The following is a 26638-nucleotide window of genomic DNA, read 5'->3' as shown; positions in this document are numbered from 1 at the left end:
AGCGGATCCAACCGGGAGACGCACGGATCACACTCAGGGACCGCCGGCCGGTCCCGCGGGGGGCGGGGGCGGGATGGCGGACGGGGTCGACGACGGATTCCTCACGGCGGAGGGGCACCCCACGCATGTGCACGCCTTCCACCAGTTCCTCTTCGTGCCGGTGGGGCGGGTGGTGGTCGCGGCGGGGGGCGCCGAGCACGAACTGTCGGCCTCCGTGGGGCTGTGGGTGCCCGCCGGGGTGCCGCACAGCGCGCGGTTCTCGCCCGACTCGCTGGTGCTGGGGGAGGGGTTCGACGCGGAGCGGCACTGGCTGCCGTACGCGGCGGCGACGCCGGTCCACCTCGACGAGGCGCGCCGCCGGAGGCTGCTGGGGCGGGCGCGGGTCTCGGCCACCGGGGACGGCGACCCGGGGCTCTTCGCCGTGCTCACCGCCGGTCCGGAGGGCTGCCTGCCGCTGCCGGACCCGGTGAGCGCGACGGCCGTGGCGGTGGCCGCGCGGCTGCGCGACCGCCCCGGGGACCCTCGCACCGTGACCGACTGGGCGCAGGAGCTCTACACCAGCTCGACCAGCCTGCGGCGGGCCTTCCGGACCGAGACGGGGCTCGCCTTCACCGAGTGGCGGACCCGGCTGCGCCTCAACCGCTCACTGGAGCTGCTGGAGCAGGGGCAGTTGGTGGGCGTGGTGGCGGCCCGGGTGGGGTTCACCAGCACCAACGGCTACATCCTGGCGTTCCGGCGGCACTTCGGGCGGACCCCCGGCGCGTATCTGCGCGAGCTGAACGACGGTGCCGTGATCCCCGGGGGGCCGGCGGCCTGAAGGCGCCGGGCGGGCGTCCTGGGGTGTGCTGTTAGGTTAGCCTAAGCTAAGGTCTTGCGGCGGGGGGCGCACGAGGCCGCCACGACGCGTCCGAACGCGCCTGCCCGGGCCCGGATCCGCGCCAAGCAGGGCACGGCGCCGAGGAGTTGCCACCTCGGACGGGGGACACACCCGTCCCGTACCACCGCGCCCCGTCGCCCCACGCGCCCGCCACCATCACGAGGAGTACGACCCATGAGTGCCACCAACCCGTTCGAGGACGCCGACGCCCGCTACCTCGTCCTGGTCAACCACGAGAACCAGCACTCGCTGTGGCCCGCCTTCGCGGAGGTGCCGGCCGGCTGGACCGTCGTGCACGGCGAGGACAGCCGCGAGGGCTGCACCGCCTACACCGAGCAGCACTGGACGGACATGCGCCCCGCGAGCCTCGCCGCCCGCGGCTGATCCGCCGGCGCCGGCGCGGACCGGCACACCACAGGCGCCACGCGCGACGCGTGCCGCGCCCGACACCCCTCACAGCAACGGGGAGAGGACACCACCATGGCCGACACGGCCGCACAGCACCCCTTCACTCTGGAGAGACTCGTCCGGGACGTCGCCGACGTGCTCTACCTCGACACGGACGACGTCTCGGCCGACGAGAACCTCCTGGAACAGGGCCTCGACTCCATACGGCTGATGACCCTGGTGGAGAAGTGGCGGGCCGAGGGCGCGCGGATCGCGTTCGTCGACCTCGCCGAGCGCCCCACACTGACGGAGTGGGCCGCACTCCTCGCCCCGGCGGGAGTCCCCCGTGCGGGTGCGTGACCTCCTCATCGACATCGAACCGCTGCGCACCAGCAGGGACTTCCGGGCCATCTTCACCGCCCGCGTGGTGTCCCTGTTCGGGCTCGGCATGGCGACGGTGGCGCTGTCCGCCCAGGTCTACGAGATGACCGGGTCGACGTTCCAGGTCGCCGTCACCAGCATGATCATGAGCATCACCGTGCTCGTGGGCTCCCTCTGGGGCGGCTGGATGGCCGACCGCACCGACCGGCGCACCCTCATCGTCTGCGCCCGCGGCGCGGCCGCCCTCGCCTTCGGCGGCCTCGCGCTCAACGCCTTCCTGCCCGAACCCCGCCTCTGGGCCGTCTTCCTGTGCGTCGCCTGGGACGGACTGGCCACCGGAGTGAGCGTCACCGCCCTCATGGCGGTCGCGCCGACCCTGGTGCGCCCCGACCAGCTCCCCGCCGCCGGCGCCCTGATCTCCCTCACCGGCGAGATCGGCTCCATCGCCGCCCCCCTCCTTGGCGGCCTGCTGCTCGCCGCCGGAGGCCCGGGACCGGTCTTCGCCTTCACGGCCCTCACCACCGCCGTCACCACCCTGCTCATCTCGCGCATCCGCCCCCTGCCCCCCGTCAGGGACGACGACGAGGACGCCGAGGATTCCGGATCGCTGCTGGTCGCCTTCAAGTTCGCGGTACGCAACCGCGTCGTCGGCGCCCTGGTGGCCCTGGGCGGCGTCACCGCCCTGTTCAACCTGCCGGTCGTCCTCTTCCCCGAGATGGTCGACAAGCAGCTCGGCGGCAACGAGGTCATGCTCGGCCTGCTCTACACCGCCCCGGCCGTCGGCGCCGTCGTCGTCTCCGCCACCAGCGGCTGGCTCACCCGCGCGGCCCGCCCCGGCCGGCTGCTGCTCGCCGCCGCGTTCACCGGCGGCATGGCCACCGTCGGCTTCGGCCTGAGCGGCCACATCCTGCCCGCCTTCGCCGCCCTCGTGGTCGCCGGAGCCGCCGGCACCGTCTACGAGATCCTCGAATACGCCCTGGTCCAGCACAACACCCCCGACCGGCTGCGCGGACGGATCGTCAGCGTCATCACCACCCAGGGCACCACCGGCGACGTCGTCGGCGACGTCGAAGTCGCCCTCGTCGCCCGCTGGTTCAGCCCCGCCGGAGCGGCCGTCGTCAACGGCGCCGTCTGCGCCGCCGCGGCCGTCGCGATCGCGGTGCTCGTCCCCGGCCTCCGCAAGGCCGTGCTGCCCCGCGACGACGAGCCCGGCGACGCACCGGGCGACGGCCCCGCCGGAACCGGACCCCCGGCCGCCGCCGGCGCCCCGGCGGCCACCGCCGGCTGACCCGGCCCACCCCGCGCGACGCCGGCCGGGCCGCCACCCGCGCCGGCGCGCCGCCCCGGCCCCGCACCCCTGCCGTACGACGCGCCCGCCCCCGTACCGCATCCGCACCCGCGCCGGACGTCCCCGACGGCCGGCCGTGACCCCGCCGGGACACGGGACTCCCCGGCCCCGTCCCCGCCCCGCCCCCACCGCCCTCCTCACGCGGTCGGTCCGCCCGGTCCGCCGCATGCCCACACTGGAGCAAGATCCCATGACCGAGCGTGCTTTGCGGCGTCTTCCCCTCACCGGGGCGCAGACCGGTGTCTGGTACGGCCAGCGGCTCGCCCCCGACTCCCCGGTCTACAACGTCGGGCAGTACGTCGAGATCGACGGTGCGACCGACCCCGCGCTCCTGGAGGCCGCCGTGCGCCGCACGGTCGACGAGTGCGAGGCCCTCACCGTCCGCTTCGAGGAGGACGACAACGGCGACCCGTGGCAGATCCCCGCCACCGGCCCGCTCACCGGACCCGTGCTGGAGATCCACGACCACACCGGCGCGCCCGACCCCCGCGCCGCGGCCCTGGCGTGGATGCGCACCGACATGAACCGGCCCGCCGACCCGCGGACCGAACCGCTCTTCGCCTTCTCCCTGCACCTCCTCGGCCCCGACCGCGCCCTGTGGTACCAGCGCGTCCACCACATCGCGCTCGACGCCTACGGCTTCTCGCTGCTGTCCCGCCGCACCGCCGAGGTCTACACCGCCCTGGCGCGCGGCGAGGAACCCGCGCCCACCCCCTTCGGCCCGCTCGCCGCCGTACTGGACGAGGAGCGCGCCTACCTGAACTCCGCGCGCCGCACCGAGGACCGCGACCACTGGCTTGCCCGCCTCGCCGACCGGCCCGAGCCCGAGCCGCTCGCCGGGGCGTCCGTCCCCGCCTCCCCCACCTTCCTGCGCGAGACCGCCACGCTCACCCCCGAGGCCACGGCCGGGCTCCTCGCCGTCGCCCGCGCCGCCCGCGGCAGCTGGGCCGACGTCGTCACCGCCGCCTTCGCCGCCTTCCTGCACCGCTCCACCGGCAGCCGCGACGTCCTGCTCTCGCTGCCCGCCATGGCCCGGCTCGGCTCCGCCGCCCTCCGCGTCCCCGCCATGGTCGTCAACGTGCTCCCGCTGCGCGTGCCCGTACACCCCGGCCAGACGCTCGCCGCGCTCACCGCCGACGTCGCGGGACGCGTCCGCGACCTGCGCCGCCACCAGCGGTACCGCGCCGAGGACATCCGCCGCGACCTCGGTCTCGTCGGCCGCGAACAGGGCCTCCTCGGGCCCATGGTGAACGTCAAGGCGTTCGACAACGCGCTGGACTTCGCCGGCGCCCCCGGCACCGTGCACAACGTCGCCGCCGGCCCCGTCGACGACCTCACCCTCGGCCTCCACCACGACGCCGCCACCGGCCGCATCCGCTTCGAACTCGACGGCAACCCCGGCGCCTACGACCAGGACACCCTGGCCGCCCGCAGCGCCGAGTTCGCCCGCTTCCTCACCGAGGCCGCCGAGGCCGGCCCCCAGGCCCCCGTCGGCCGCCCCGACCTGCTGGACGCCGCCACCCGCCGCGCCCTCACCGACACCGTCAACGACACCGCCCACGAGGTGCCCGCCGGCACCGTCGCCGACGCGTACCAGGAGCAGGCCCGCCGCCACCCGGACGCCACCGCCCTGATCGCCGGCGACCACCGCCTCACGTACGCCGAGTTGGACGCCCGCGCCAACCGGCTCGCCCGCCTCCTGATCGCCCGGGGCACCGGCCCCGAGACCTTCGTGGGCCTCGCCCTGCCCCGGTCCGCCGACCTCGTCGTCGCCATGGCCGCCGTGCTCCGGGCCGGCGGCGCCTACCTGCCGCTGGACCTCGACTACCCCGCCGACCGGCTGGAGTTCATGGTCCGCGACGCCCGCCCCGCCTGCGTCCTCACCACCCTGGACGCCGCCCCCGCCGCCCCGGACGTCCCCGGCACCGCCACCCTCGTCCTCGACGCCCCCGACACCCTGGCCGCCCTCGCCGACCTGCCCGCCGCCCCGCTCGACCCCGCCGAGCGGACCGCGCCCCTCTCCGGCGCCCACCCCGCCTACGTCATCCACACCTCCGGCTCCACCGGCCGCCCCAAGGGCGTCGTCGTCCCGCACTCCGCGCTCGCCAACTTCCTGCACATGCAGGCCCGCGAACTGGCCCTCACCCCCGGCGACACCCTCGTCGCCGTCACCACCGTCTCCTTCGACATCGCCGCCCTGGAGATCCACACCCCGCTGATCAGCGGCGCCACCGTGGTCCTCGCCGACCGCGACACCGTCCGCGACCCCGCCGCGCTGGCCGCGCTCGTCGACACCCACCGGCCCGCCGTCATGCAGGCCACGCCCTCCCTGTGGCACGCCCTGCTGGAGGACGGCCGCCCCACCTCCCTCGGCGGCACCAAGGTCCTCGTCGGCGGCGAGGCCCTCCCGGCCGCCCTCGCCGAACGCCTGGCCCGCACCGCCCGGTCGGTCACCAATGTCTACGGCCCCACCGAGGTCACCGTCTGGGCCACCTCCACCGCCCTCGCCCCCGACCACACCGGCACCCCGGACATCGGCACCCCCTTCTGGAACACCCGCGCCTACGTCCTCGACAGCTCCCTGCGGCCCACCCCCGCCGGCCGGCCCGGCGAGCTGTACCTCGCCGGCGCCCAGCTCGCCCGCGGCTACCTGGGCCGCCCCGCCCTCACCGCCGAGCGCTTCGTCGCCGACCCCTACGGCGAGCCCGGCACCCGCATGTACCGCACCGGCGACCTCGTCCGCCGCCGCCCCGACGGCCGGATCGACTTCCTCGGCCGCGCCGACGACCAGGTCAAGGTGCGCGGCTTCCGCATCGAACTCGGCGAGATCGAGAGCGCCCTCGGCGCCTCCGCCTCCGTCGGCCGCGCCGTGGTCACCGTCCGCGAGGACCGCCCCGGCTCCCAGCACCTCGTCGGCTACGTCACCCCCGCGGCCGGCGCCGAGAGCGCCACCGCCCCCGAACCGGCCGCGCTGCGCCGGGCCGTCGCCGACCGGCTGCCCGAGTACATGGTGCCGTCCGCGATCGTCGTCCTCGACGCCTTCCCCCTCACCGCCAACGGCAAGATCGACCGCCGCGCCCTGCCCGCCCCCGACCCGGCCGGCCTCACCGGCAGCGGCGGCCGGGCCCCGCGCGGCGCCCGCGAGGAGATCCTGACCGGGGTGTTCGCCGACGTCCTCGGCCTGCCCGCGACCGGACCCGACGACGACTTCTTCGAGCTCGGCGGCCACTCCCTGCTCGCCGCCCGGGTCGTCGCCCGCGTCTGCACCGCCCTCGGCACCGAATGCGGCATCCGCGACGTCTTCGAGGCGCGCACCCCCGCCGGCCTCGCCGCGCGGCTCGCCGGCCGCGCCACGGCCGGACGCCCCCACCCCGCCCGGGCCGGTGAGCGTCCGGAGCTGCCGCCCCTGTCGTACGCGCAGCGGCGCCTGTGGTTCCTCCACCAGATGGAGGGCCCCAGCGCCACCTACAACATCCCCTTCGTCGCCCGCTTCGACGAGCCGCTGGACGCCGCCGCCCTCGACGCCGCGCTCGGCGACGTCGTGGCCCGGCACGAGGCGCTGCGCACCGTCTTCGGCGAGCGGGACGGCGAGCCCTACCAGACGGTGCTCGCCCCCGAACGGGCCGGTGTCCGGCTGCGCGTCACCGACGTCACCCAGGACCGGTTCGACACAGAGGCGGAGGCCGCCCTCGGCCACCTCTTCGACCTCGCCACCGAGGCACCCGTCCGGGCGACCCTGCTGCGCGACCCGGCGGGCGGGGCGTACGCCCTGGTGGTGCTGCTGCACCACATCGCGAGCGACGAGTGGTCGATGGGTCCGTTCCTGCGGGACCTGGAGCACGCCTACGCGGCCCGGCTGGCGGGCCGGGCGCCGGAGCTCGCAGAACTCCCGGTGCAGTACGCCGACTTCGCGCTCTGGCAGCGTGATCTGCTCGGTGACGTACGGGACGAGGAGTCGGTGGCGGGCCGTCAGGCGGCGTACTGGCGCGAGGCGCTGGCCGGGCTGCCGGAGGAGCTGGCCCTGCCCACCGACCGCCCCCGCCCCGCGGTCGCGAGCAACGCCGGCGGCATGGTGCACCGCGCCGTGCCCGCCGAACTGGCCGACGCCGTACGGCGCCTGGCGCGCGAGAGCGGCACCAGCGTGTTCATGGTGGTGCACGCGGCGGTCGCGGCGCTGCTGCACCGGCTGGGCGCCGGTGACGACATCCCGCTGGGCACCCCGGTCGCGGGCCGGGGCGACGCGGCGCTGGACGACCTCGTCGGGTTCTTCGTCAACACCGCCGTGCTGCGCACCGACCTGTCGGGCACGCCGACCTTCGCCGAGCTGCTCCAGCGGGTCCGGGCGGCCGACCTTGCGGCGCTCGACCACACCGACCTGCCCTTCGACAGCGTGGTCGAGACCGTCAACCCCGAGCGCTCCCTCGCCCGCCACCCCCTCTTCCAGACGATGGTGTCCCACAGCACCGTCACCCAGGACGTCCAGGCCCTCTTCGGCCTGCGCACCCGGGTGGACCGGGTCGACCCGGGCGTGACCAAGTTCGACCTCGACATCACCTTCTCGGACACCGCCCACGGCGACGACCTCGACCTCGAAGTCTTCTACGCCGCCGACCTGTTCGACCGCTCCACGGCCGCCACCCTCGCCGACCGCCTGCTGCGGCTCCTCGCCCTGGCCGTGGCCCACCCCGCGACCCCCGTCGCCGACCTCGACCTCCACGACGACACCGAGCGCGCCCTGCTCGCCCAGTGGCACGACACCACCCGCGTCCACCCGGCCGGCACCGTCACCGACATCCTCGCCGAGCAGGTGGCCGCCACCCCCGGCGCCACCGCCCTCGTGTGCGGCGACACCCGGCTCACCTTCGCCGAACTGGACGACCGCGCCGACCGGCTCGCCCGCCTCCTCGTGCGCGAGGGCGTCGGCCCGGACTCCGTCGTCGCCCTCGCCGTCCCCCGCTCGGCCGACTCCGTGGTGGCCGCCTTCGCAGTGCTCCGCGCCGGCGGCGCCTACCTGCCGCTGGACCTCGACCACCCGGCCGAGCGGCTGGCCCACATGCTCGACGACGCCCGGCCCGCCTGCGTCGTCACCACCACCACCGCCGACGCCTCCGTACCGGCCGTGCCCGGCGTGCCCCGGCTCGTCCTGGACGCCCCCGCCACCGCCGCCCGGCTCGCCCAGGCCCCCACCGGGCCGGCCCTGCCCGCCGCCGACCCCGACGGCCTGGCGTACGTCATCTACACCTCCGGCTCCACCGGCCGCCCCAAGGGCGTCGCCCTCCACCACGCCGGCCTCGCCAACCTCTATTGGGACCACCACCGCGAGCTGTACGCGCCGGTCGCCGCACGGCTCGGACGACGCGTCCGGGCCCTGCACACCGCCTCGTTCTCCTTCGACTCCTCCTGGGAACAGCTCCTGTGGCTGGTCGCCGGGCACGAGCTGCACCTCCTCGACGAGTACGGGCGCCGCGACGCCGACGCCGTCGTCGCCCACGTACGCGAACACCGCGTCGACACCCTCGACGTCACCCCCTCCTACGCCCGCCGGCTCCTCGACGCCGGGCTGCTCGCGGGGGAGTGGCGCCCGCCGCTGTTCCTGCTCGGCGGCGAGGCCGTGCCGGCCGCGCTCTGGGACGAACTGCGCGCCCACCACGACGTGGAGACCGTCAACTACTACGGCCCCACCGAGTTCACCGTCGACGCCCTGATGGCGCGGGTCACCGACTGCGCCACCCCCGTCATCGGCCGCCCCCTCGACAACAGCCGCGCCCACGTCCTCGACGCCCGGCTGCGCCCCGTCCCGCCCGGTGTGCCCGGCGAGCTGTACCTCGCCGGAGTCCAGAACGCCCGCGGCTACCTCGGCCGGCCCGTCCTGACGTCCGAGCGGTTCGTCGCCGACCCCTTCGGCGAGCCCGGCGGCCGGATGTACCGCACCGGCGACCTGGTGCGCCGCCGCCCCGACGGGCTCGTCGAGTTCCTCGGCCGCGCCGACGACCAGGTCAAGATCCGCGGCTTCCGGATCGAGCCGGGCGAGATCGAGACCGCCCTGACCGCCCGCGAGGGCGTCGGGGCCGCCGCCGTCGTCGTCCGCGAGGACGTCCCCGGTGTGCCCCGGCTCGTCGCCTATGTGACCGGCACCGCCGACCCGGCGCAGCTGCGCCGCGACCTCGCCGCCGAACTGCCCGCGTACATGGTCCCGGCCGCGGTCGTCGCCCTCGACGCGCTGCCCACCAACGTCAACGGCAAGCTGGACCGGGCCGCCCTCCCCGCCCCGGCCCTCGGCACCGGCACGTCCTCCCGGCCCCCGCGCGGAGCCGCCGAGGAACGCGTCGCCGCCGTCTTCGCCGAGGTCCTGGGCCTCGCGGAGCTCGGCGCCGAGGACGACTTCTTCGCGCTGGGCGGCCACTCCCTGCTGGCCACCCGCGTCGTGGCACGGGTCCGCGCCGCCGGCACGGCGTGCACGGTCCGCGACGTCTTCGAGACCCGTACGGTGGCGGCGCTGGCGGCCCGGCTCGCCGAGCGGTCCGCGTCGGAGCGCCCGGCCCTGACCCGGGCCGGTGAGCGGCCGGAGCTGCCGCCCCTGTCGTACGCGCAGCGCCGCCTGTGGTTCCTGCACCAGATGGAGGGCCCCAGCGCCACCTACAACATCCCCTTCGCCCTGCGGCTGCGCGGCGCCGTCGACCCGGACGCCCTGCGCGCCGCCGCCGGCGACCTGGCCGCCCGGCACGAGGTGCTGCGCACCGTGTTCACCGAGACCGGCGGCGAGCCCCACCAGCGGGTGCTGCCCGCGGCGGACGCCGACGTCCCCTTCGCCGTCCGGCAGGTGGCCGCGCGGGACCTGGCCGACGAGGTGGAGCGCCTCGCCGGGGAGCCGTTCGACCTGGCCCGCGAGACCCCGCTGCGGATGACGCTGCTCAGCGCGGCGGACGACGACCACGTCCTGGTGGTGCTGCTGCACCACATCGCGAGCGACGAGTGGTCGATGGGTCCGTTCCTGCGGGACTTGGAGCACGCCTACGCGGCCCGGGTGGCGGGCCGGGCGCCGGAGTTCGCGGAACTCCCGGTGCAGTACGCGGACTTCGCGCTCTGGCAGCGCGATCTGCTGGGTGACGTACGCGACGAGGAGTCGGTGGCGGGCCGTCAGGCGGCGTACTGGCGCGAGGCGCTGGCCGGGCTGCCCGAGGAGCTGGCCCTGCCCACCGACCACCCCCGCCCCGCCGTTCCCACCCACCGCGGCGACACCGTCGTCACCGGTGTACCCGCCGACGTGGTGGCCGGACTGGACCGGCTGGTCGCCGAGTCCGGCGCGACCATGTTCATGGTGGTGCACGCGGCGGTCGCGGCGCTGCTGCACCGGCTGGGCGCCGGTGACGACATCCCGCTGGGCACCCCGGTCGCGGGCCGGGGCGACGCGGCGCTGGACGACCTCGTCGGGTTCTTCGTCAACACCGCCGTGCTGCGCACCGACCTGTCGGGCACGCCGACCTTCGCCGAGCTGCTCCAGCGCGTCCGGGCGGCCGACCTGGCCGCGCTCGACCACACCGACCTGCCCTTCGACAGCGTGGTCGAGACCGTCAACCCCGAGCGCTCCCTCGCCCGCCACCCCCTCTTCCAGACGATGGTGGCCTACGAGGGCGGCGGCCCGGACCTGTCGCACCTGCTGGGCACCCGGGCCGAGGAGCACAACATCCGCTCCGGGGCCGCCAAGTTCGACCTGGAGATCCTCTTCCGGCGCGGCGCCCCGGGCGACGGCACCGCCATGACCTGCGGCGTGCGCTACGCCACGGACCTCTTCGAGCGGTCGGGCGCCGAACGCCTGACGGCCCGTCTGCTGCGCCTCCTCGAGCGGGTGGTGGCCGACCCGGACGCCCCGCTGGCCTCGCTCGACCTGCTGGACGACGCCGAGCGGGAGCGGGTGCTCACCACCTGGAACGACACCGGCCGGGAGTTGGCCGGTCCGGTGACGCTGGCGGCGCTGGTGGAGGCGGGCGCGGGTGACCCCTCGGCGCCGGCGCTGGTCTTCGAGGGCGAGGTGCTGTCGCGCGGTGGGTTCGAGGAGCGGGTGAACCGGCTGGCGCGGCTGCTGATCGGCCGGGGCGTCGGCCCCGAGACCGTCGTCGGCGTGGCCCTGCCGAGGTCGTTCGACCTGCTGGTGGCGGTGCACGCGGTGGTCCGCGCCGGCGGCGCCTACCTGCCGCTGGACACCGGCCTCCCGGTCGACCGGCTCGCCCACATGACCGCCACCGCGACCCCGGTGTGCGTACTGACCGACCTCGCGTCGCTCGGCGCCCTGCCCGAGCGGCCCGGCACCGAGCCCGTGGTGCTGGACGCGCCCGAGATCCGGGCGGAACTGGACAAGCTGCCGGGCACCCCCGTGACCGACGCGGACCGGTGCGCGCCGCTGCTGCCGCGCCACCCGGCGTATGTGATCTTCACGTCGGGTTCCACCGGGCGTCCCAAGGGCGTGATGGTGGAGCACGAGGCGATCGTCAACCGCCTGGAGTGGATGCAGGGCGCCTACGGCCTCGGCGCCGGCGACCGGGTGCTCCAGAAGACGCCCATGAGCTTCGACGTCTCCGTCTGGGAGCTGTTCTGGGCTCCGGCGCGGGGCGTCCCGCTGGTGATCGCGCGCCCGGAGGGCCACAAGGACCCGGCATATCTGGCCGGTCTGATCCGTGAACAGCGGGTCACCGTGGTGCACTTTGTGCCGTCGATGCTGGCGGCGTTCGTCGCCGAGGTCGAGGTGGCGTCCTGCCCGTCGCTGCGGCTGGTGGTGTGCAGCGGCGAGGCGCTCTCCGGGGACCTCGTGGCGCGCTTCCACGCCTCGGCGGGCGCCATGGGCGTCGCGCTGGAGAACCTCTACGGCCCCACCGAGGCCGCCGTCGACGTCACGGCCGCCTCCTGCCCGCCCCGCGAGGCGTCCGCCGGTGCCGCGTCGGCCCCCATCGGGTCTCCGGTGTGGAACACCCGGGTCTACGTGCTGGACGCGGGCCTGCGTCCCGTGCCGGTCGGGGTGCCGGGTGAGCTGTACTTGGCGGGTGTGCAGTTGGCGCGCGGGTATGTGGCGCGTCCGGGGCTGACGGCGGAGCGGTTCACCGCCGACCCGTACGGCGTCCCGGGCAGCCGGATGTACCGGACGGGTGACCTGGTGCGGTGGCTGCCGGACGGCCGGCTGGACTACCTGGGCCGGGCCGACGACCAGGTCAAGCTGCGGGGCTTCCGCATCGAGCTGGGCGAGATCGCGGCGGTGCTGGCCGAGCCGGACGCGGTGGCCCAGGCGGTGGCCGTGGTCCGTGAGGACCGCCCCGGGCTGCAGCAGCTCGTCGGCTATGTCGTCCCCGCCCCGGGTGCGGCCGTCGACACCGGTGCGGTGCGGGCCCACGCCGCCGGACGGCTGCCCGAGTACATGGTCCCCGCCGTCCTCGTACCGCTGGACGCCATGCCACTGTCCCCCAACGGCAAACTCGACCGCCGCGCCCTCCCCGCACCCCCCACGGCGACCGCCGGGCCCTCCCGGGCCCCGAGGGACGCCCGGGAGGAGATCCTCGCCGGGATCTTCGCGGAGGTGCTCGACCTGCCCGCGGCCGGTGTCGAGGACGACTTCTTCGCCCTCGGCGGCCACTCCCTGCTGGCCACCCGCGCGGTGAGCCGCGTGCGCGCCGCCCTCGGCGTCGAGTGCGCCGTCCGCGACCTGTTCGAGGCGCGTACGGTGGCGGCGCTGGCGGCCCGGCTCGCCGAGCGGTCCGCGTCGGAGCGCCCGGCCCTGACCCGGGCCGGTGAGCGTCCGGAGCTGCTGCCCCTGTCGTACGCGCAGCGCCGCCTGTGGCTCATCGACAGCGTGCGCGGGCCCGGCACGGCGTACAACGTGCCGCTGGCCGTGCGGGTGCGCGGCGCGGTCGACCCCGCCGCCCTCGAAGCGGCCGTGGAGGACCTGGTGGCCCGGCACGAGGTGCTGCGCACCGTGTTCACCGAGGTCGACGGCGAGCCCTTCCAGCGGGTGCTGGCCGGGCGCGACGCGACGGTGCCGTTCACGGTCCGCCGGGTCGCCGCCGGGCGGCTGGCGGCCGAGGCGGAGGCCGCGGGCGGCCATGTCTTCGACCTGGCGCGGGAGATCCCGCTGCGGGTGACGCTGCTGAGCGCGGCCGAGGACGACCACGTGCTGGTGCTGCTGCTGCACCACATCGCCACGGACGAGTACTCCACCGGTCCGCTGCTGGCCGATCTCGACACGGCCTACGCGGCCCGGGTGGCGGGCCGGGCGCCGGAGTTCGCGGAACTCCCGGTGCAGTACGCGGACTTCGCGCTCTGGCAGCGCGATCTGCTGGGTGATGTACGCGACGAGGAGTCGGTGGCGGGCCGTCAGGCGGCGTACTGGCGCGAGGCGCTGGCCGGGCTGCCGGAGGAGCTGGCCCTGCCCACCGACCGGCCCCGCCCCGCGGTCGCCTCGCACGGCGGTGACGTCGTGCCGTTCGAGATCGACGCGGTGACGGCCGGCGCCCTGGCGCGGATCGCCCGGGAGACCGGCGCGACCATGTTCATGGTGGTGCACGCGGCGGTCGCGGCCCTGCTGCACCGGCTGGGCGCCGGCGACGACATCCCGCTCGGCAGCCCCGTCTCCGGCCGGGAGGACGAGCAGGTCGACCCGCTGGTCGGGTTCTTCCTCAACACCCTGGTGCTACGGGCCGACCTGTCCGGCGACCCGACCTTCACCGACCTGGTCGCCCGGGTCAGGGACACCGGTCTGGCCGCGTTCTCGCACGCCGACCTGCCGCTGGAGGCCGTGGCCGAGGCGGTGGGCCAGACCCGGGCGCAGTCGCGCAACCCGCTGTTCCAGACGATGGTCACGTACCACTCGGTGACCACCGAGGTGCCCGGGCTGTTCGGGGCGCCCGCCGAGGAGCTGCCGGTGGAGATCGGCGGGTCCAAGTTCGACCTGGAGTTCGCCTTCGGGGCGTCCTCCGGCGGTACGGGCATGAGCGGGGGCCTGCGGTACGCCACGGACCTCTTCGAGCGGTCCGGTGCCGAGCGTCTGACGGACCGTCTGCTGCGCCTGCTCAAGGAGGTCGCGGCCGGGCCCGACCGCCCGGTGTCCAAGATTGCCGTCATGGACGGCACCGAGCGGGAGCGGGTGCTGACCACCTGGAACGACACCGGCCGGGAGTTGGCCGGTCCGGTGACGCTGGCGGAACTGGTGGAGGCGGGTGCGGGTGATCTTTCGGCGCCGGCGCTGGTCTTCGAGGGCGAGGTGCTGTCGCGCGGTGGGTTCGAGGAGCGGGTGAACCGGCTGGCGCGGCTGCTGATCGGCCGGGGCGTGGGCCCCGAGTCGGTGGTGGCCGTGGCCCTGCCGAGGTCGTTCGACCTGCTGGTGGCGGTGCACGCGGTGGTCCGCGCCGGCGGCGCCTACCTGCCACTGGACCTCACGCTGCCCGCCGACCGCCTCGCCTACATGTGCGCGACCGCGGCCCCCGCCGCGATACTTACCGACACCGTGTCGGCAACCTTGCTGCCGGACGGCATTCAGGCCGAGCGCATCCGGCTCGGCTCGCCCTCCGTGACCGCCGAGCTGGACGGGCTGCCCTCGGGCCGGATCACCGACGCGGACCGGTGCGCGCCGCTGCTGCCGCGCCACCCCGCGTATGTGATCTTCACGTCGGGTTCCACCGGGCGTCCCAAGGGCGTGATGGTGGAGCACGAGGCGATCGTCAACCGCCTGGAGTGGATGCAGGGCGCCTACGGTCTCGGCACCGGCGACCGGGTGCTGCACAAGACCCCGGCCGGGTTCGACGTGTCGGTGTGGGAGCTGTTCTGGGCTCCGGCCCGGGGTGTTCCGCTGGTGATCGCGCGTCCGGAGGGGCACAAGGACCCCGCGTACCTGGCCGGTCTGATCCGTGAACAGCGGGTCAGTGTCCTGCACTTCGTGCCCTCGATGCTGGCGGCGTTCGTCGCCGAGGTCGAGGTGGCGTCCTGCCCGTCGCTGCGGCTGGTGGTGTGCAGCGGCGAGGCCCTGCCCACCGACCTGGTCGACCGCTTCCACACCTCCGCCGGCGGGCGCACCGTGGCCCTGGAGAACCTCTACGGACCCACCGAGGCCGCCGTGGACGTCACCGCCGCCTCCTGCCCCGCCGGGTCGGTCACGGCGGGCGGGCCCTCCGCGCCCATCGGGTCTCCGGTGTGGAACACCCGGGTGTACGTGCTGGACGCGGGCCTGCGTCCCGTGCCGGTCGGGGTGCCGGGTGAGCTGTATCTGGCGGGTGTGCAGTTGGCGCGCGGGTATGTGGCGCGTCCGGGGCTGACGGCGGAGCGGTTCACCGCCGACCCGTACGGCGTCGCGGGCAGCCGGATGTACCGGACGGGTGACCTGGTGCGGTGGCTGCCGGACGGGCGGCTGGACTACCTGGGCCGGGCCGACGACCAGGTCAAGCTGCGCGGCTTCCGTATCGAGCTGGGCGAGATCGCGGCGGTGCTGGCCGAGCCGGACACGGTGGCCCAGGCGGTGGCCGTGGTCCGTGAGGACCGCCCCGGGCTCCAGCAGCTCGTCGGCTACGTCGTCCCCGCCCCGGGTGCGGCCGTCGACACCGGTGCGGTGCGGGCCCACGCCGCCGGGCGGCTGCCCGAGTACATGGTCCCCGCCGTCCTCGTACCGCTGGACGCCATGCCACTGTCCCCCAACGGCAAACTCGACCGCCGCGCCCTCCCCGCACCCCCCACGGCCACCCCCACCGCGGCGCCCGCGCCCCGGGCCGGTGTCCCGGCGACCGGGGCCGAGGACACGGCCATCGCCCTGGCCCGCCTGATGGCGGAGGTCCTCGGACTGCCCGCCGTGGGCACCGGCGACAACTTCTTCGAGCTGGGCGGCGACAGCATCGTCTCCATCCGGCTGGTCAGCCAGGCCCGCAAGGCCGGCCTCACGCTCACCGCCCGGCAGGTGTTCCAGCACCCCACGCCCGAGCAGCTCGCCACCGTCTGCGAGCGGGAGACCGGCGGCGCCGAGCCGCGCACCGCCGACGACGGCGGCACCGGGCCGCTGGTCCTGCCGCCCGTCGCGCACTGGTTCGCCTCCCGCGGCGGCCCGATCGCCCGGTTCTGCCAGGCCCGGCTCGTGCGGCTGCCCGCCGGGGTCCGCCACGACGACCTCGCCGCCGCGCTGCGGGCGGTCGTCGACCACCACGACGGCCTCCGCCAGATCCTGACCGTCGCACGGCCGGGCCTGTGGAGCGCCGAGGTGCGCGAACGCGGCACCCTGGACGCCGCCGCGCTGCTGCGCACCGTGGACGCCACCGCGCCCGACGGCGGCGACCCGAGCGACCTGCGCGACCTGGTCGCCCGGGAGTCCGACCGGGCGGCCGGCGAACTCGACCCGGAGACCGGGGCCACCCTGCGCGCCGTCCACCTCGACGCGGGCCCCGCCCGGCCGGGCAGGCTGCTGCTGGTCGCCCACCACCTGGTGGTGGACGAGGTCTCCTGGCAGATCCTCCTCCCGGACCTCCGCTCCGCCTGGGAGGCGGTCACCGCCGGACGGCCCGTCGCGCTCGACCCCGTGCCCACCTCGCTGCGCACCTGGACCGCCGGACTGGCGGCCGAGGCGCACAGCGCCCGGCAACTGGCCGCGCTCGACCGCTGGCTGGACGCCGCGCCCCGCGAACGGGTGCTCACCGACCGGGCGCTGGACCCGGCGCGCGACACCGCCGCCACGGCCCGGCACCTCACCGTCCGCCTGCCCGCCGACCGCACCGCGCCCCTGCTCACCGCCGTCCCGTCCGCCTTCCACGGCACCGTCAACGACACCCTCCTGACGGCGCTCGCGCTGGCCGTGGGCGACTGGGCGGCACGCAACGGGCGCGCGGCGGCCGCCACCGGCCTCACCGTCGACCTGGAGGGCCACGGCCGGGAGCAGGAACTGGTGCCCGGCGCCGACCTCACCCGCACGGTCGGCTGGCTCACCAGCCTGTACCCGCTGCGGCTGGCCACCGGCGGCTACGACCCCGCTGCGGTCCTCGCCGGCCGCGAGGACGCCGGCGCCGCGCTCAAGGAGGTCAAGGAGCTGCTGCGGGGCGTACCCGACGGGGGCGTCGGCGCGGGGCTGCTGCGCCACCTCAACGCCGGCACGGCGCGGCTGTTCGACCCGGACGCCCGCCCCGAGATCCTGTGGAACTACCTCGGCCGCCAGACCGCCGGGGCCGCGGACGCCGACTGGGGCCCGGCGGCGGAGGCCGACTCCCTCGCCGTACGCCCCGACCCGGCCACCCCGCTCTCGCACCCGCTGGAGGTCAACGCGGAGATCGAGAACGGCGCGGACGGACCGGAACTGGCCGCGACCTTCATCTGGGCGGGCGACGCGCTCTCCCGGACCGCGGTCGGCGACCTCGCGGACGGCTGGCTGGCCGCCCTCGGCGCGCTGGCCGCCTGGGCGGACGGCGGCACCACCGCCGGGCACACGCCCTCCGACCTCGACCTGCTCGACCTCGACCAGGACCAGATCACCATGCTCGAAGAAATGTGGAGGGCCCAGCAGTGAAGCAGGCTCGTATCGAGGACATGCTCCCGCTGTCCCCCCTGCAGCAGGGCATGCTGTTCCATTCCGTCTACGACCAGGACGTCACCGACGTCTACACCGTGCAGGTGACGGTGGCCCTCGGCGGGCGGGTCGACGCCGCCCGCCTGGAGCGCGCGGCGGCCGCCCTGCTGCGCCGCCACCCCAACCTGCGGGCCGGCTTCTGGCACGAAGGCGTCCCGCAACCCGTCCAGTTCGTCCCCGCCGAGGTGACGATCGCCGTCGAGCGGACCGACCTCACCGCCTCCGGCGCCGACCCCGCCGAGGCGCTGCGCCGGGCCGAACAGGCCGAACTGGCCCGCCGGTTCGCGCTGCACCGGCCGCCGCTGCTGCGCCTGCTGCTGGCCCGCCACGGCGACGACGACCACCGGCTGGTGATCACCGTCCACCACATCCTGGTCGACGGCTGGTCCATGCCGCTGCTCGTGGGGGACCTCCTGGCGCTGTACGACAGCGACGGCGACGCCGCCGGGCTGCCGCCCGTCCGCCCGTACCGCGACTACCTGAAGTGGCTCAAGCGGCAGGACACCGGCGCCGCCGAGACGGCCTGGCGCACCGCCCTCGCCGGCCTGGAGGACCCCTCGCTGGTCGCCCCGGCCGACCACACCCGCCCGGCCGTCCGCCCCGGCACCCACGATCTGGAGCTGTCGGCCGGGGCCACCGCCCGGCTGACGGCCGCCGCCCGGCGCCTGGGCACCACGCCCAGCACCCTCGTCCAGTGCGCCTGGGGCCTGGTCCTCGCCCAGGCGACCGGCCGCCAGGACGTGGTGTTCGGGCTCACCGTCTCCGGCCGCCCCGACGAGATACCCGGCGTCGAGTCGATGCTCGGCCTGTTCATCACCACCGTGCCGGTGCGGATGACGCTGCGCCCCGGCGAGAGCGTCGAGCGGCTGCTGCGGCGCTTCCGCGACGAGCAGAACACCCTGCTCGCCCACCACCACCTGGGCCTGCGGCTCATCCAGAAGCAGGCCGGCGGCCGGGACCTGTTCGACACCCTCGTCGTCATCGAGAACTACCCGGTGGACCCCGACGCCCGGCCCGGCACGCCCGGCGGGCTGCACGTCACCGGCATCGAGGCGCGGGACGCCACGCACTACCCGCTGACCCTCGCCGTCGCGCTGGAGGAGCGGGCGCTGCTGCGCCTGGAGTACCGCCCCGACGTCTTCGACGCCCGCCACGCCGCCGCCGTCGCGGCCCGGCTGGAGCTGGCCCTGACCCGGATCACCGACGAGCCCGGCACCGCCGTCGGCGCGCTCGGGCTGCTGCCCCCGGCCGAGCTGGAGCGCGTCCGCCGGACCTGGCACGGGCCCGGCCGCCCGGTCCCGGCCGGCACCGTCGCCGACCGCTTCGCCGAACAGGCCGCCCGCACCCCCTCGGCGACCGCCGTGGTGTCCGGCGGGGTCCGCCTGACCTTCGCCGAACTGGACGAGCGGGCCGCCCGCCTCGCCGGACTGCTCGCCGCCCGCGGCGTCGGACCCGAGTCCGTGGTCGCCCTGGCCGTGCCCCGCTCCGCCGACTCCGTGGTCGCGATCCTCGCCGTCCTCAAGGCGGGCGGCGCCTACCTGCCGCTCGACCTGGACCACCCGGCCGACCGGATCGGCTACATGCTGGACGACGCCGCCCCCGTCTGCGTGGTCACCACCGCGCGGGCCGCCGGACCGCTCCCCGCCGGCGGGCCGCCGTGCCTCGTGCTCGACGACCCCGTGACCCTCGCCGAACTCGGGTGCCAGGACGCCCGGTTCGCCACCCGCCCGGCCGACCCCGCCCACCCCTCGTACGTCATCTACACCTCGGGCTCCACCGGCCGCCCCAAGGGTGTGGTCCTCACCCACGGCGGCCTGGCGAACCTGTACGCCAACCACATCGAGGACGTCTTCGGGCCGGCCGTCGCCGCCGCGGGCGGGCGCACCCTGCGCGCCCTGCACACCGCGTCGTTCAGCTTCGACACCTCCTGGGAGCAGCTGTTCTGGCTGATCGCCGGCCATGAGCTGCACGTCCTGGACGAGGTGGAGCGCCGGGACGCCGAACTGGTCGTCCGCCACGTCCGCGAGCACCGCGTCGACGCCATGGACGTCACGCCCACCTACGCCCGCCAGCTCCTCGACTGGGGCCTGCTGGACGCCGCGCACCACCGGCCCGCGCTGCTGCTGCTCGGCGGCGAGGCCGTGCCCGACGCGCTGTGGTCGGAGGTCCGCGCCGCGAGCGGGGTCATGTCGGTCAACCTCTACGGGCCGACCGAGTACACCGTGGACGCCCTCGCGGCCGACCTCGCCGACAGCACCGCACCGGTCGTCGGCCGCCCGATCGGCAACACCCGCGCCTATGTGCTGGACGCCGCGCTGCGCCCGGTGCCCGCCGGCACCACCGGTGAGCTGTACCTCGCCGGCCACGGCACCGCCCGCGGCTACCTGGGCCGGCCCGGGCTCACCGCCGAACGGTTCGTCGCCGACCCGTACGGCGGGCCCGGCGACCGGATGTACCGCACCGGCGACCTGGTGCGGCTGCGCGCCGACGGCGAGCTGGAGTACCTGGGCCGCACCGACGACCAGGTCAAGATCCGCGGCTTCCGGATCGAGCCCGCCGAGGTGGAAGCCGCCCTCGCCGCGCTCGACGGCGTCGCGGCGGCGGCCGTGGTGGTCCGCGAGGACACTCCCGGCGTCAAGCGCCTCGTCGGGTACGTCACCGGCACCGCCGACCCGGACGTGGCCCGGGCCGCGCTCGCCGCCGAGCTGCCCGACTACATGGTCCCCGCCGCCGTGGTGGTCCTCGGCACCCTGCCGACCACCGTCAACGGCAAGCTGGACCGGGCCGCGCTGCCCGCCCCGGTGCTCGCCGGGACGGCCGGCTCCAGGGCGCCGCGCGACGCGCGCGAGGAGACCGTCTGCCGGGTCTTCGCCGAGGTCCTCGGCCTCGCGTCGGCCGGCGTCGACGACGACTTCTTCGCCCTGGGCGGCGACAGCATCGTGTCGATCCAGCTGGTGACCCGCGCCCGCAAGGAGGGCCTCGTCCTCACCCCGCGGGACGTCTTCGAGCAGCGCACCCCCGCGAACCTGGCCGCCGCCGCCCGCGACACCGACGGCGCCTCCCCGGCCCGCCCGGCCGCCCGCGCCGGCGAGCCGCTGGTGGCGCTGGACGACACCGGACGGGACGCCGTCGAACGGGCCTTCCCGGACGCCGCCGAGGTCCTGCCGCTCGCCCCCCTCCAGGAGGGCCTGTACTTCCACGCCGTCTACGACGACCGCGCGCTGGACGTCTACCTGATGCAGAACTTCGTGGAGCTGCGGCACGCCGTCGACACGGCCGCGCTGCGCGCCGCGTTCGACGCCATGCTGCACCGCCACCCCAACCTCCGGGCCGGCTTCTGGCACGAGGGCCTCCCGGCCCCGGTCCAGGTGGTGCCCGCCGCGTGGGAGCTGCCCTGGGAGGTGCGCGACCTGACGCACCTGGACGCCGGGGCGCAGCGCGCGGCCCAGCGGGCGTTCTCCCTCGACGACGCCGCGACCCGGTTCGACCTGTCGGCGCCCCCGCTGATGCGGGTGACGTTGCTGAAGTTCGCCGAGGACCGCTGGATGCTGTGTGTGACGCAGCACCACATCCTCACCGACGGCTGGTCGGAGTCGCTGTTCTTCGAGGAGCTGTTCCAGCTGTACGGCCGGGGCGGCGACCCGGCCGGGATGCCGCCGGTCACCCCCTACCGCGACTACCTGCGCTGGCTGGCCGGCACCGACACCGACGCCGCCCTGGAGGCGTGGCGCGCCCACCTGTCCGGGCTCGACCAGGCGACCCTGGTCGCCCCGGACGACCCGTCGCGCCGCCCGGTGACCGCCGAGGTGGTCGACATCGCGCTGGGGGAGGAGACCAGCGACCGGCTGCGGACCCTCGCACGCGGCTGCGGCGTCACCCTCAACACCGTGCTCTCGGCGGCCTGGGCGCTGTCCCTGTCGGCCATGACCGGCAGGGACGACGTGGTGTTCGGCGCGACCGTCTCCGGCCGCCCGGCCGACATCCCCGGTGTCGACCAGGTGATCGGCATGTTCATGAACACCCTGCCGTTCCGGGTGACGCTGCGCCAGGGCGAGGCGCTGCGCGACCTGCTGGTGCGGATGCAGCACGAGCACGCCGGCCTGCTGCCCCACCACTACCTGGGCCTCGGCCGCATCCAGCAGGTCAGCGGGGTCGGCCGGCTCTTCGACACGCTGTACGTCTTCCGCAACACCCCGCTGGACGACGCCGCCCGCGAGGAGGCCGTCGCCCGCCACGACATCGGCTGGACCCACAGCGTCGACGGCACGCACTACCCGCTGACCCTCGCCGTCACCCCCGGCGCCTCCCTGGAGCTGTCCCTCGCCTACCGGCCCGACCTGTACGACCGGGAGGCCGCCGAGCGGCTCGCCGCGCGGCTGCGCCGGCTGGTGGAGCAGTTCGCCGCCGGCGGCGCCGCCCCGGTCGGCCGGCTGCAGCCGCTGGACGCCGCCGAGCGGGCGGAACTCCTGGCGCTCGGCGACGACATGGGGCACGACGTCCCCGACGTGCCGCTGCCCGACCTGTTCGCCCGCCAGGCCGTGGCCACCCCGGACGCCACGGCCCTGGTCTTCGAGGACGAGCGGCTCAGCTACGCCGAGCTGGACGCGCGCGCCTGCCGCCTCGCCCGGGCGCTGATCGCCCGCGGCGCCGGACCGGAGCGTGTCGTGGCGCTCGGCCTGCCGCGCTCGGCCGACTTCGTGGTCGCGCTGTTCGCCGTGCTCAAGACCGGCGCGGCCTACCTGCCGCTCGACCTCGACAACCCGGTCGACCGGCTGGCGGTGATGGTCGAGGACGCCCGCCCGCTGTGCCTGGTCACCAGTACGGCCGTCACCGGCCGGGTGCCCGCCGTGGCCGGGGTGCCGTCCCTGGTGCTGGACGCCCCGGACACCGCCGCCGGGCTGGCCGCCCTGCCGGACGGCCCGGTCCGGGACGAGGAGCTGACCGCCGCCCGGGACGGCCGCCACCCCGCGTACCTGATCTACACCTCCGGCTCGACCGGCCGGCCCAAGGGCGTCAGCGTCCCCTACGCGGGCCTGACGAACATGCTGGTCAACCACCGGGAGCGGATCTTCGACCCGGCGGTGAAGCTGGCCGGGGGGCGCCGGATGCGGGTGGCGCACACCGTGTCGTTCGCGTTCGACATGTCCTGGGAGGAGTTCTTCTGGCTGGTCGACGGGCACGAGGTGCACGTCATCGGCGAGGAGCTGCGCCTCGACCCGGCGGCGCTGACCGCCCACTACGACCGCGTCGGCATCGACGTGGTCAATGTGACCCCCTCGTACGGGCAGCAGCTCGTCGACGCGGGCCTCCTCGACGAGGGCAGGCACCGGCCCACGCTGGTGCTGCTCGGCGGCGAGGCGGTGCCCGACTCCCTGTGGACGCTGCTCCGGGAGACCGAGGGCACCATGGGCTACAACCTGTACGGGCCGACCGAGTACACCATCAACGCGCTCGGCGCGGCCGTGGACGGCAGCGACACCTCCTGCGTGGGCCGCCCCATCGCCAACACCCGCGCCCGTGTGCTGGACGCCGCCCTGCGGCCGGTGCCGCACGGTGTGCCGGGCGAGCTGTACCTGGCCGGCGCCGGACTGGCCCGCGGCTACGCCGGGCGCCCGGCGCCGACCGCCGAGCGGTTCGTCGCCGACCCGTACGGCGAGCCCGGCACCCGGATGTACCGCACCGGTGACCTGGTGCGGTGGCGCGCGGACGGCGGGCTCGACTACCTGGGCCGGGCCGACCACCAGGTGAAGATCCGCGGCTTCCGCATCGAGCCGGGCGAGATCGAGTCCGCGCTGACGGACGACCCCGCGATCGCCGCGGCGGCCGTCACCGTGCACACCGGGCCCGGCGGGGTGAAGCGGCTCGTCGCGTACACCGTCGCCGCGTCGGGCGCGGAGGCCGGGACGGCGCCCGAGGCGCTGCGCGCCCGCCTGTCGGCCGCCCTCCCGGAGTTCATGGTGCCCAGCGTCTTCGTGGCGCTGGACGCGCTGCCCCTGACGGTGAACGGCAAGGTCGACCGGGCCGCGCTGCCCGCGCCCGCCCTCGGCGAGACCGGTGCGGGCCGGCCGCCCAGGGACGGCCGCGAGGAGCTGCTGTGCCGGATCTTCGCCGAGGTGCTGGGGCTCGACCGGGTCGGTGTGGAGGACAACTTCTTCGAGCTGGGCGGCCACTCGCTGCTCGCGATGCGGCTGGTCGGCCGCATCCGCGCGGAGCTGGGCGTCCCGGTGCAGGTGGGCACCGTGATGTCGGCGCCCACGGTGGCCGACGTGGCGGAGCGGATCGGCTCCGACAGCCGGCGGGACGCCCTGAAGGTCCTGCTGCCGCTGCGCGAGAAGGGCGGAAGGCCGCCGCTGTTCTGCTTCCACCCCGCGTCCGGCTTCAGCTGGCAGTACACCGGTCTGCTGCGCCACCTGGACCCGGACCGGCCGGTGTACGGCGTCCAGTCGCCCGGCCTGTCCGGCGCGCTGCCCGACGTGGCCGACGTCGCCGAGCTGAGCGAGCTGTACCTGGCGGCGATCCGGGAGGTGCAGCCGTCCGGCCCGTACCACTTCGCCGGGTACTCCTTCGGCGGCACGGTGGCGCACACGCTGGCCGCCCTGCTCCAGGAGCGCGGCGAGGAGGTGGCGTTCCTCGCGCTGCTCGACGCCTACCCGCCGGAGCGCGACGACTGGTCCTACGCCGACGCGCCGGACTGGCGGGAGCGCCTGGAGCGGGAGGAGAGCGGCTTCCTGCTCTCGGTGGCGGGGGCCGGAGCCCCCGGGGCCGGGGAGGCCGGGGTGTCGCGGGAGGAGGCCGTCGCCGCGATCCGTGACAGCCAGGGCCTGCTGGCGGCGTTCGACGACACGCTGCTGCACGCCGTCGTGGACACCAATGTGCACTGCGTACGCCTGCTGTCGCGCAGCACGACCCGGCACTACCGGGGCGACGTGCTGTTCTTCACCGCGTCGCGCACCACGGCCGCCGAGGACGCCCCGGGGCTGGTGTGGCCCGCCCATGTGGACGGCACCCTCACCGAGCACGTCCTGGACCGCTCGCACGACGAGCTGATGGCGCCCGACGCGCTGGCCGAGATCGGCCCGGTGCTGGACGCGGCGCTGCGGGCGGCGGCGGTCCGCCACTGAGCGGACGGCACCGCCCCCTGGGGCGCGTACGGCGCGAAGGGCGCCGGTCCGGCTGCGGCCGGGCCGGCGCCCTCCGTACGTACGGGGAAAGCGCCTCCGGGGGAGGCGCCCGCGCGGGATGTCGGGGTGGACTTACTAGGACGTCCAACTATATCGTCGGGAGCACGAGGCCCGCGGTGTCGGGAAGCCGGACGGGAGCCCCGATCCGGGAGTCAGGACACCGGCCGCGGGTGTCCCGTGCTGTCCACGAGGATGGAGAAGACCCGCATGGCACCGGTCCGCACCCCTGGCCCTGGTGATCCGGCGAAGCACGCCCGCGTCCCCGCACACGGCCGTCGCTGAGGATCCCGCCCGCGCGTCCCACGGCCGGCCGTCGCACCGCACCCGACCGGTGCGGCCACGCCCGCCCGCCGTGCCCTCCCCGGATCCCTCCTGACGAGAGCAGGCTTCCATGGTCCGCGAACTGACACACTTCATCGGCGGCAAGCCCACCGCCGGCACCTCGGGTCTCTTCTCCGACGTGTACGACCCCAACACCGGCTCCGTCCAGGCCCGCGTGCCGCTGGCCGGACGCGAGGAGACCCTCGCGGCCGTCGCCGACGCCGCCGCGGCCCAGCCCGCCTGGGCCGACTGGAACCCCCAGCGCCGCGCCCGGGTCATGCTGCGCTTCCTCCAGCTCGTGGAGGGCGAGCGGGAGTCCCTGGCCCGGATGCTCTCCGCCGAGCACGGCAAGACCGTCGCCGACGCCCACGGCGACCTCCAGCGCGGACTGGAGGTCGTCGAGTTCGCCGCCGGCATCCCGCACCTCCTCAAGGGCGAGTTCACCGACAACGCCGGCACCGGCATCGACGTGCACTCGCTGCGCTCCCCCCTCGGCGTCGTCGCGGGCATCACGCCCTTCAACTTCCCCGCGATGATCCCGCTGTGGAAGGCCGCCCCCGCCCTCGCCTGCGGCAACGCCTTCATCCTCAAGCCCTCCGAGCGCGACCCCTCCGTTCCGCTGCGGCTCGCCGAACTGTTCCTGGAGGCGGGGCTGCCGCCCGGCGTGCTCAACGTCGTCAACGGCGGCAAGGACGCCGTCGACACCCTGCTGGAGGACCCGCGCGTCCGGGCCGTCGGCTTCGTGGGATCCACCCCGATCGCCGCGCACATCTACGCCACCGCCGCCGCCCACGGCAAGCGCGCGCAGTGCTTCGGCGGCGCCAAGAACCACATGATCGTGATGCCCGACGCGGACCTCGACCAGGCCGTCGACGCCCTGATCGGCGCCGGCTACGGCTCGGCCGGCGAGCGCTGCATGGCCATCTCCGTCGCCGTACCCGTGGGCGAGGAGACCGCCGACGCCCTCGTCGCCGCCCTCAAGGAGCGCCTCGGCACCCTGCGCATCGGCCGCTCCGACGACCCGGACGCCGACTTCGGCCCCCTGGTCAGCCGCGACGCCCTCGAGCGCGTCCGCGGATACGTCGACACCGGCGTTGCCGAGGGCGCAGAACTCGTCGTGGACGGACGGGACTTCACCCTGCCCGGACACGAGGACGGCTTCTTCGCCGGCGCCTCCCTCTTCGACCGGGTCACCCCGGACATGCGCATCTACCAGGAGGAGATCTTCGGTCCCGTCCTGAGCGTCGTCCGCGCCGCCGACTACGAGGAGGCCCTGCGGCTGCCCAGCGAGCACCCGTACGGCAACGGCGTGGCCGTCTTCACCCGCGACGGCGACACCGCCCGCGACTTCACCCGCCGGGTCGACACCGGCATGGTCGGCGTCAACGTGCCCATCCCGGTGCCCGTCGCGTACCACACCTTCGGCGGCTGGAAGCGCTCCGGCTTCGGCGACCTCAACCAGCACGGTCCCGACGCCATCCGCTTCTACACCCGCACCAAGACCGTGACCTCCCGCTGGCCCTCCGGGGTGAAGGAAGGCGCGAGCTTCACCATCCCGACGATGGGCTGAG

At 75.6% G+C, this 26638-nt stretch carries 7 protein-coding genes; all 7 read left to right on the top strand.

All coding sequences use genetic code 11. From position 1 onward, the window contains the following. Window positions 1-73: 73 nt before the first annotated feature. The 7 genes from ACF08D_RS17950 to ACF08D_RS17920 all read left to right on the top strand — a co-directional run bounded on the left by ACF08D_RS17950 (window position 74) and on the right by ACF08D_RS17920 (window position 26637). The gene (locus ACF08D_RS17950) at window positions 74-817 is read left to right on the top strand and encodes an AraC family transcriptional regulator (RefSeq protein WP_392223606.1); all 744 of its coding nucleotides are present in this window, start codon (window positions 74-76) and stop codon (window positions 815-817) included. Between the two features lie 234 nt (window positions 818-1051). After that, complete coding sequence (locus ACF08D_RS17945; RefSeq protein ID WP_392223605.1) at window positions 1052-1261, top strand: MbtH family protein; 210 nt, start codon at window positions 1052-1054, stop codon at window positions 1259-1261. Between the two features lie 96 nt (window positions 1262-1357). Continuing rightward, window positions 1358-1624: a phosphopantetheine-binding protein gene (locus tag ACF08D_RS17940; protein ID WP_392223604.1), complete on the top strand. Its 267-nt coding sequence runs from the start codon at window positions 1358-1360 to the stop codon at window positions 1622-1624. Further along, entirely contained in the window at window positions 1611-2933 is a 1323-nt protein-coding gene (entS, locus tag ACF08D_RS17935; RefSeq protein ID WP_392223603.1) for an enterobactin transporter EntS, read from the top strand. The genes ACF08D_RS17940 and entS overlap by 14 nt, the downstream gene beginning before the upstream one ends. A gap of 250 nt (window positions 2934-3183) precedes the next feature. After that, a complete protein-coding gene (locus ACF08D_RS17930; protein WP_392223601.1) occupies window positions 3184-17505 on the top strand; it encodes an amino acid adenylation domain-containing protein in 14322 nt (4773 codons plus the stop codon). Between the two features lie 20 nt (window positions 17506-17525). Further along, complete coding sequence (locus ACF08D_RS17925) at window positions 17526-24686, top strand: amino acid adenylation domain-containing protein (protein WP_392224094.1); 7161 nt, start codon at window positions 17526-17528, stop codon at window positions 24684-24686. Between the two features lie 451 nt (window positions 24687-25137). Beyond that, entirely contained in the window at window positions 25138-26637 is a 1500-nt protein-coding gene (locus tag ACF08D_RS17920; RefSeq protein ID WP_392223600.1) for a CoA-acylating methylmalonate-semialdehyde dehydrogenase, read from the top strand. Window position 26638 lies beyond the last annotated feature (1 nt).

The organism is Streptomyces sp. NPDC015131 (assembly GCF_043079975.1).
Lineage (GTDB): Bacteria > Actinomycetota > Actinomycetes > Streptomycetales > Streptomycetaceae > Streptomyces.
The sequence above is the reverse complement of the archived record's forward strand: the minus strand, read 5'-3'. Positions and strand labels throughout refer to the sequence as shown.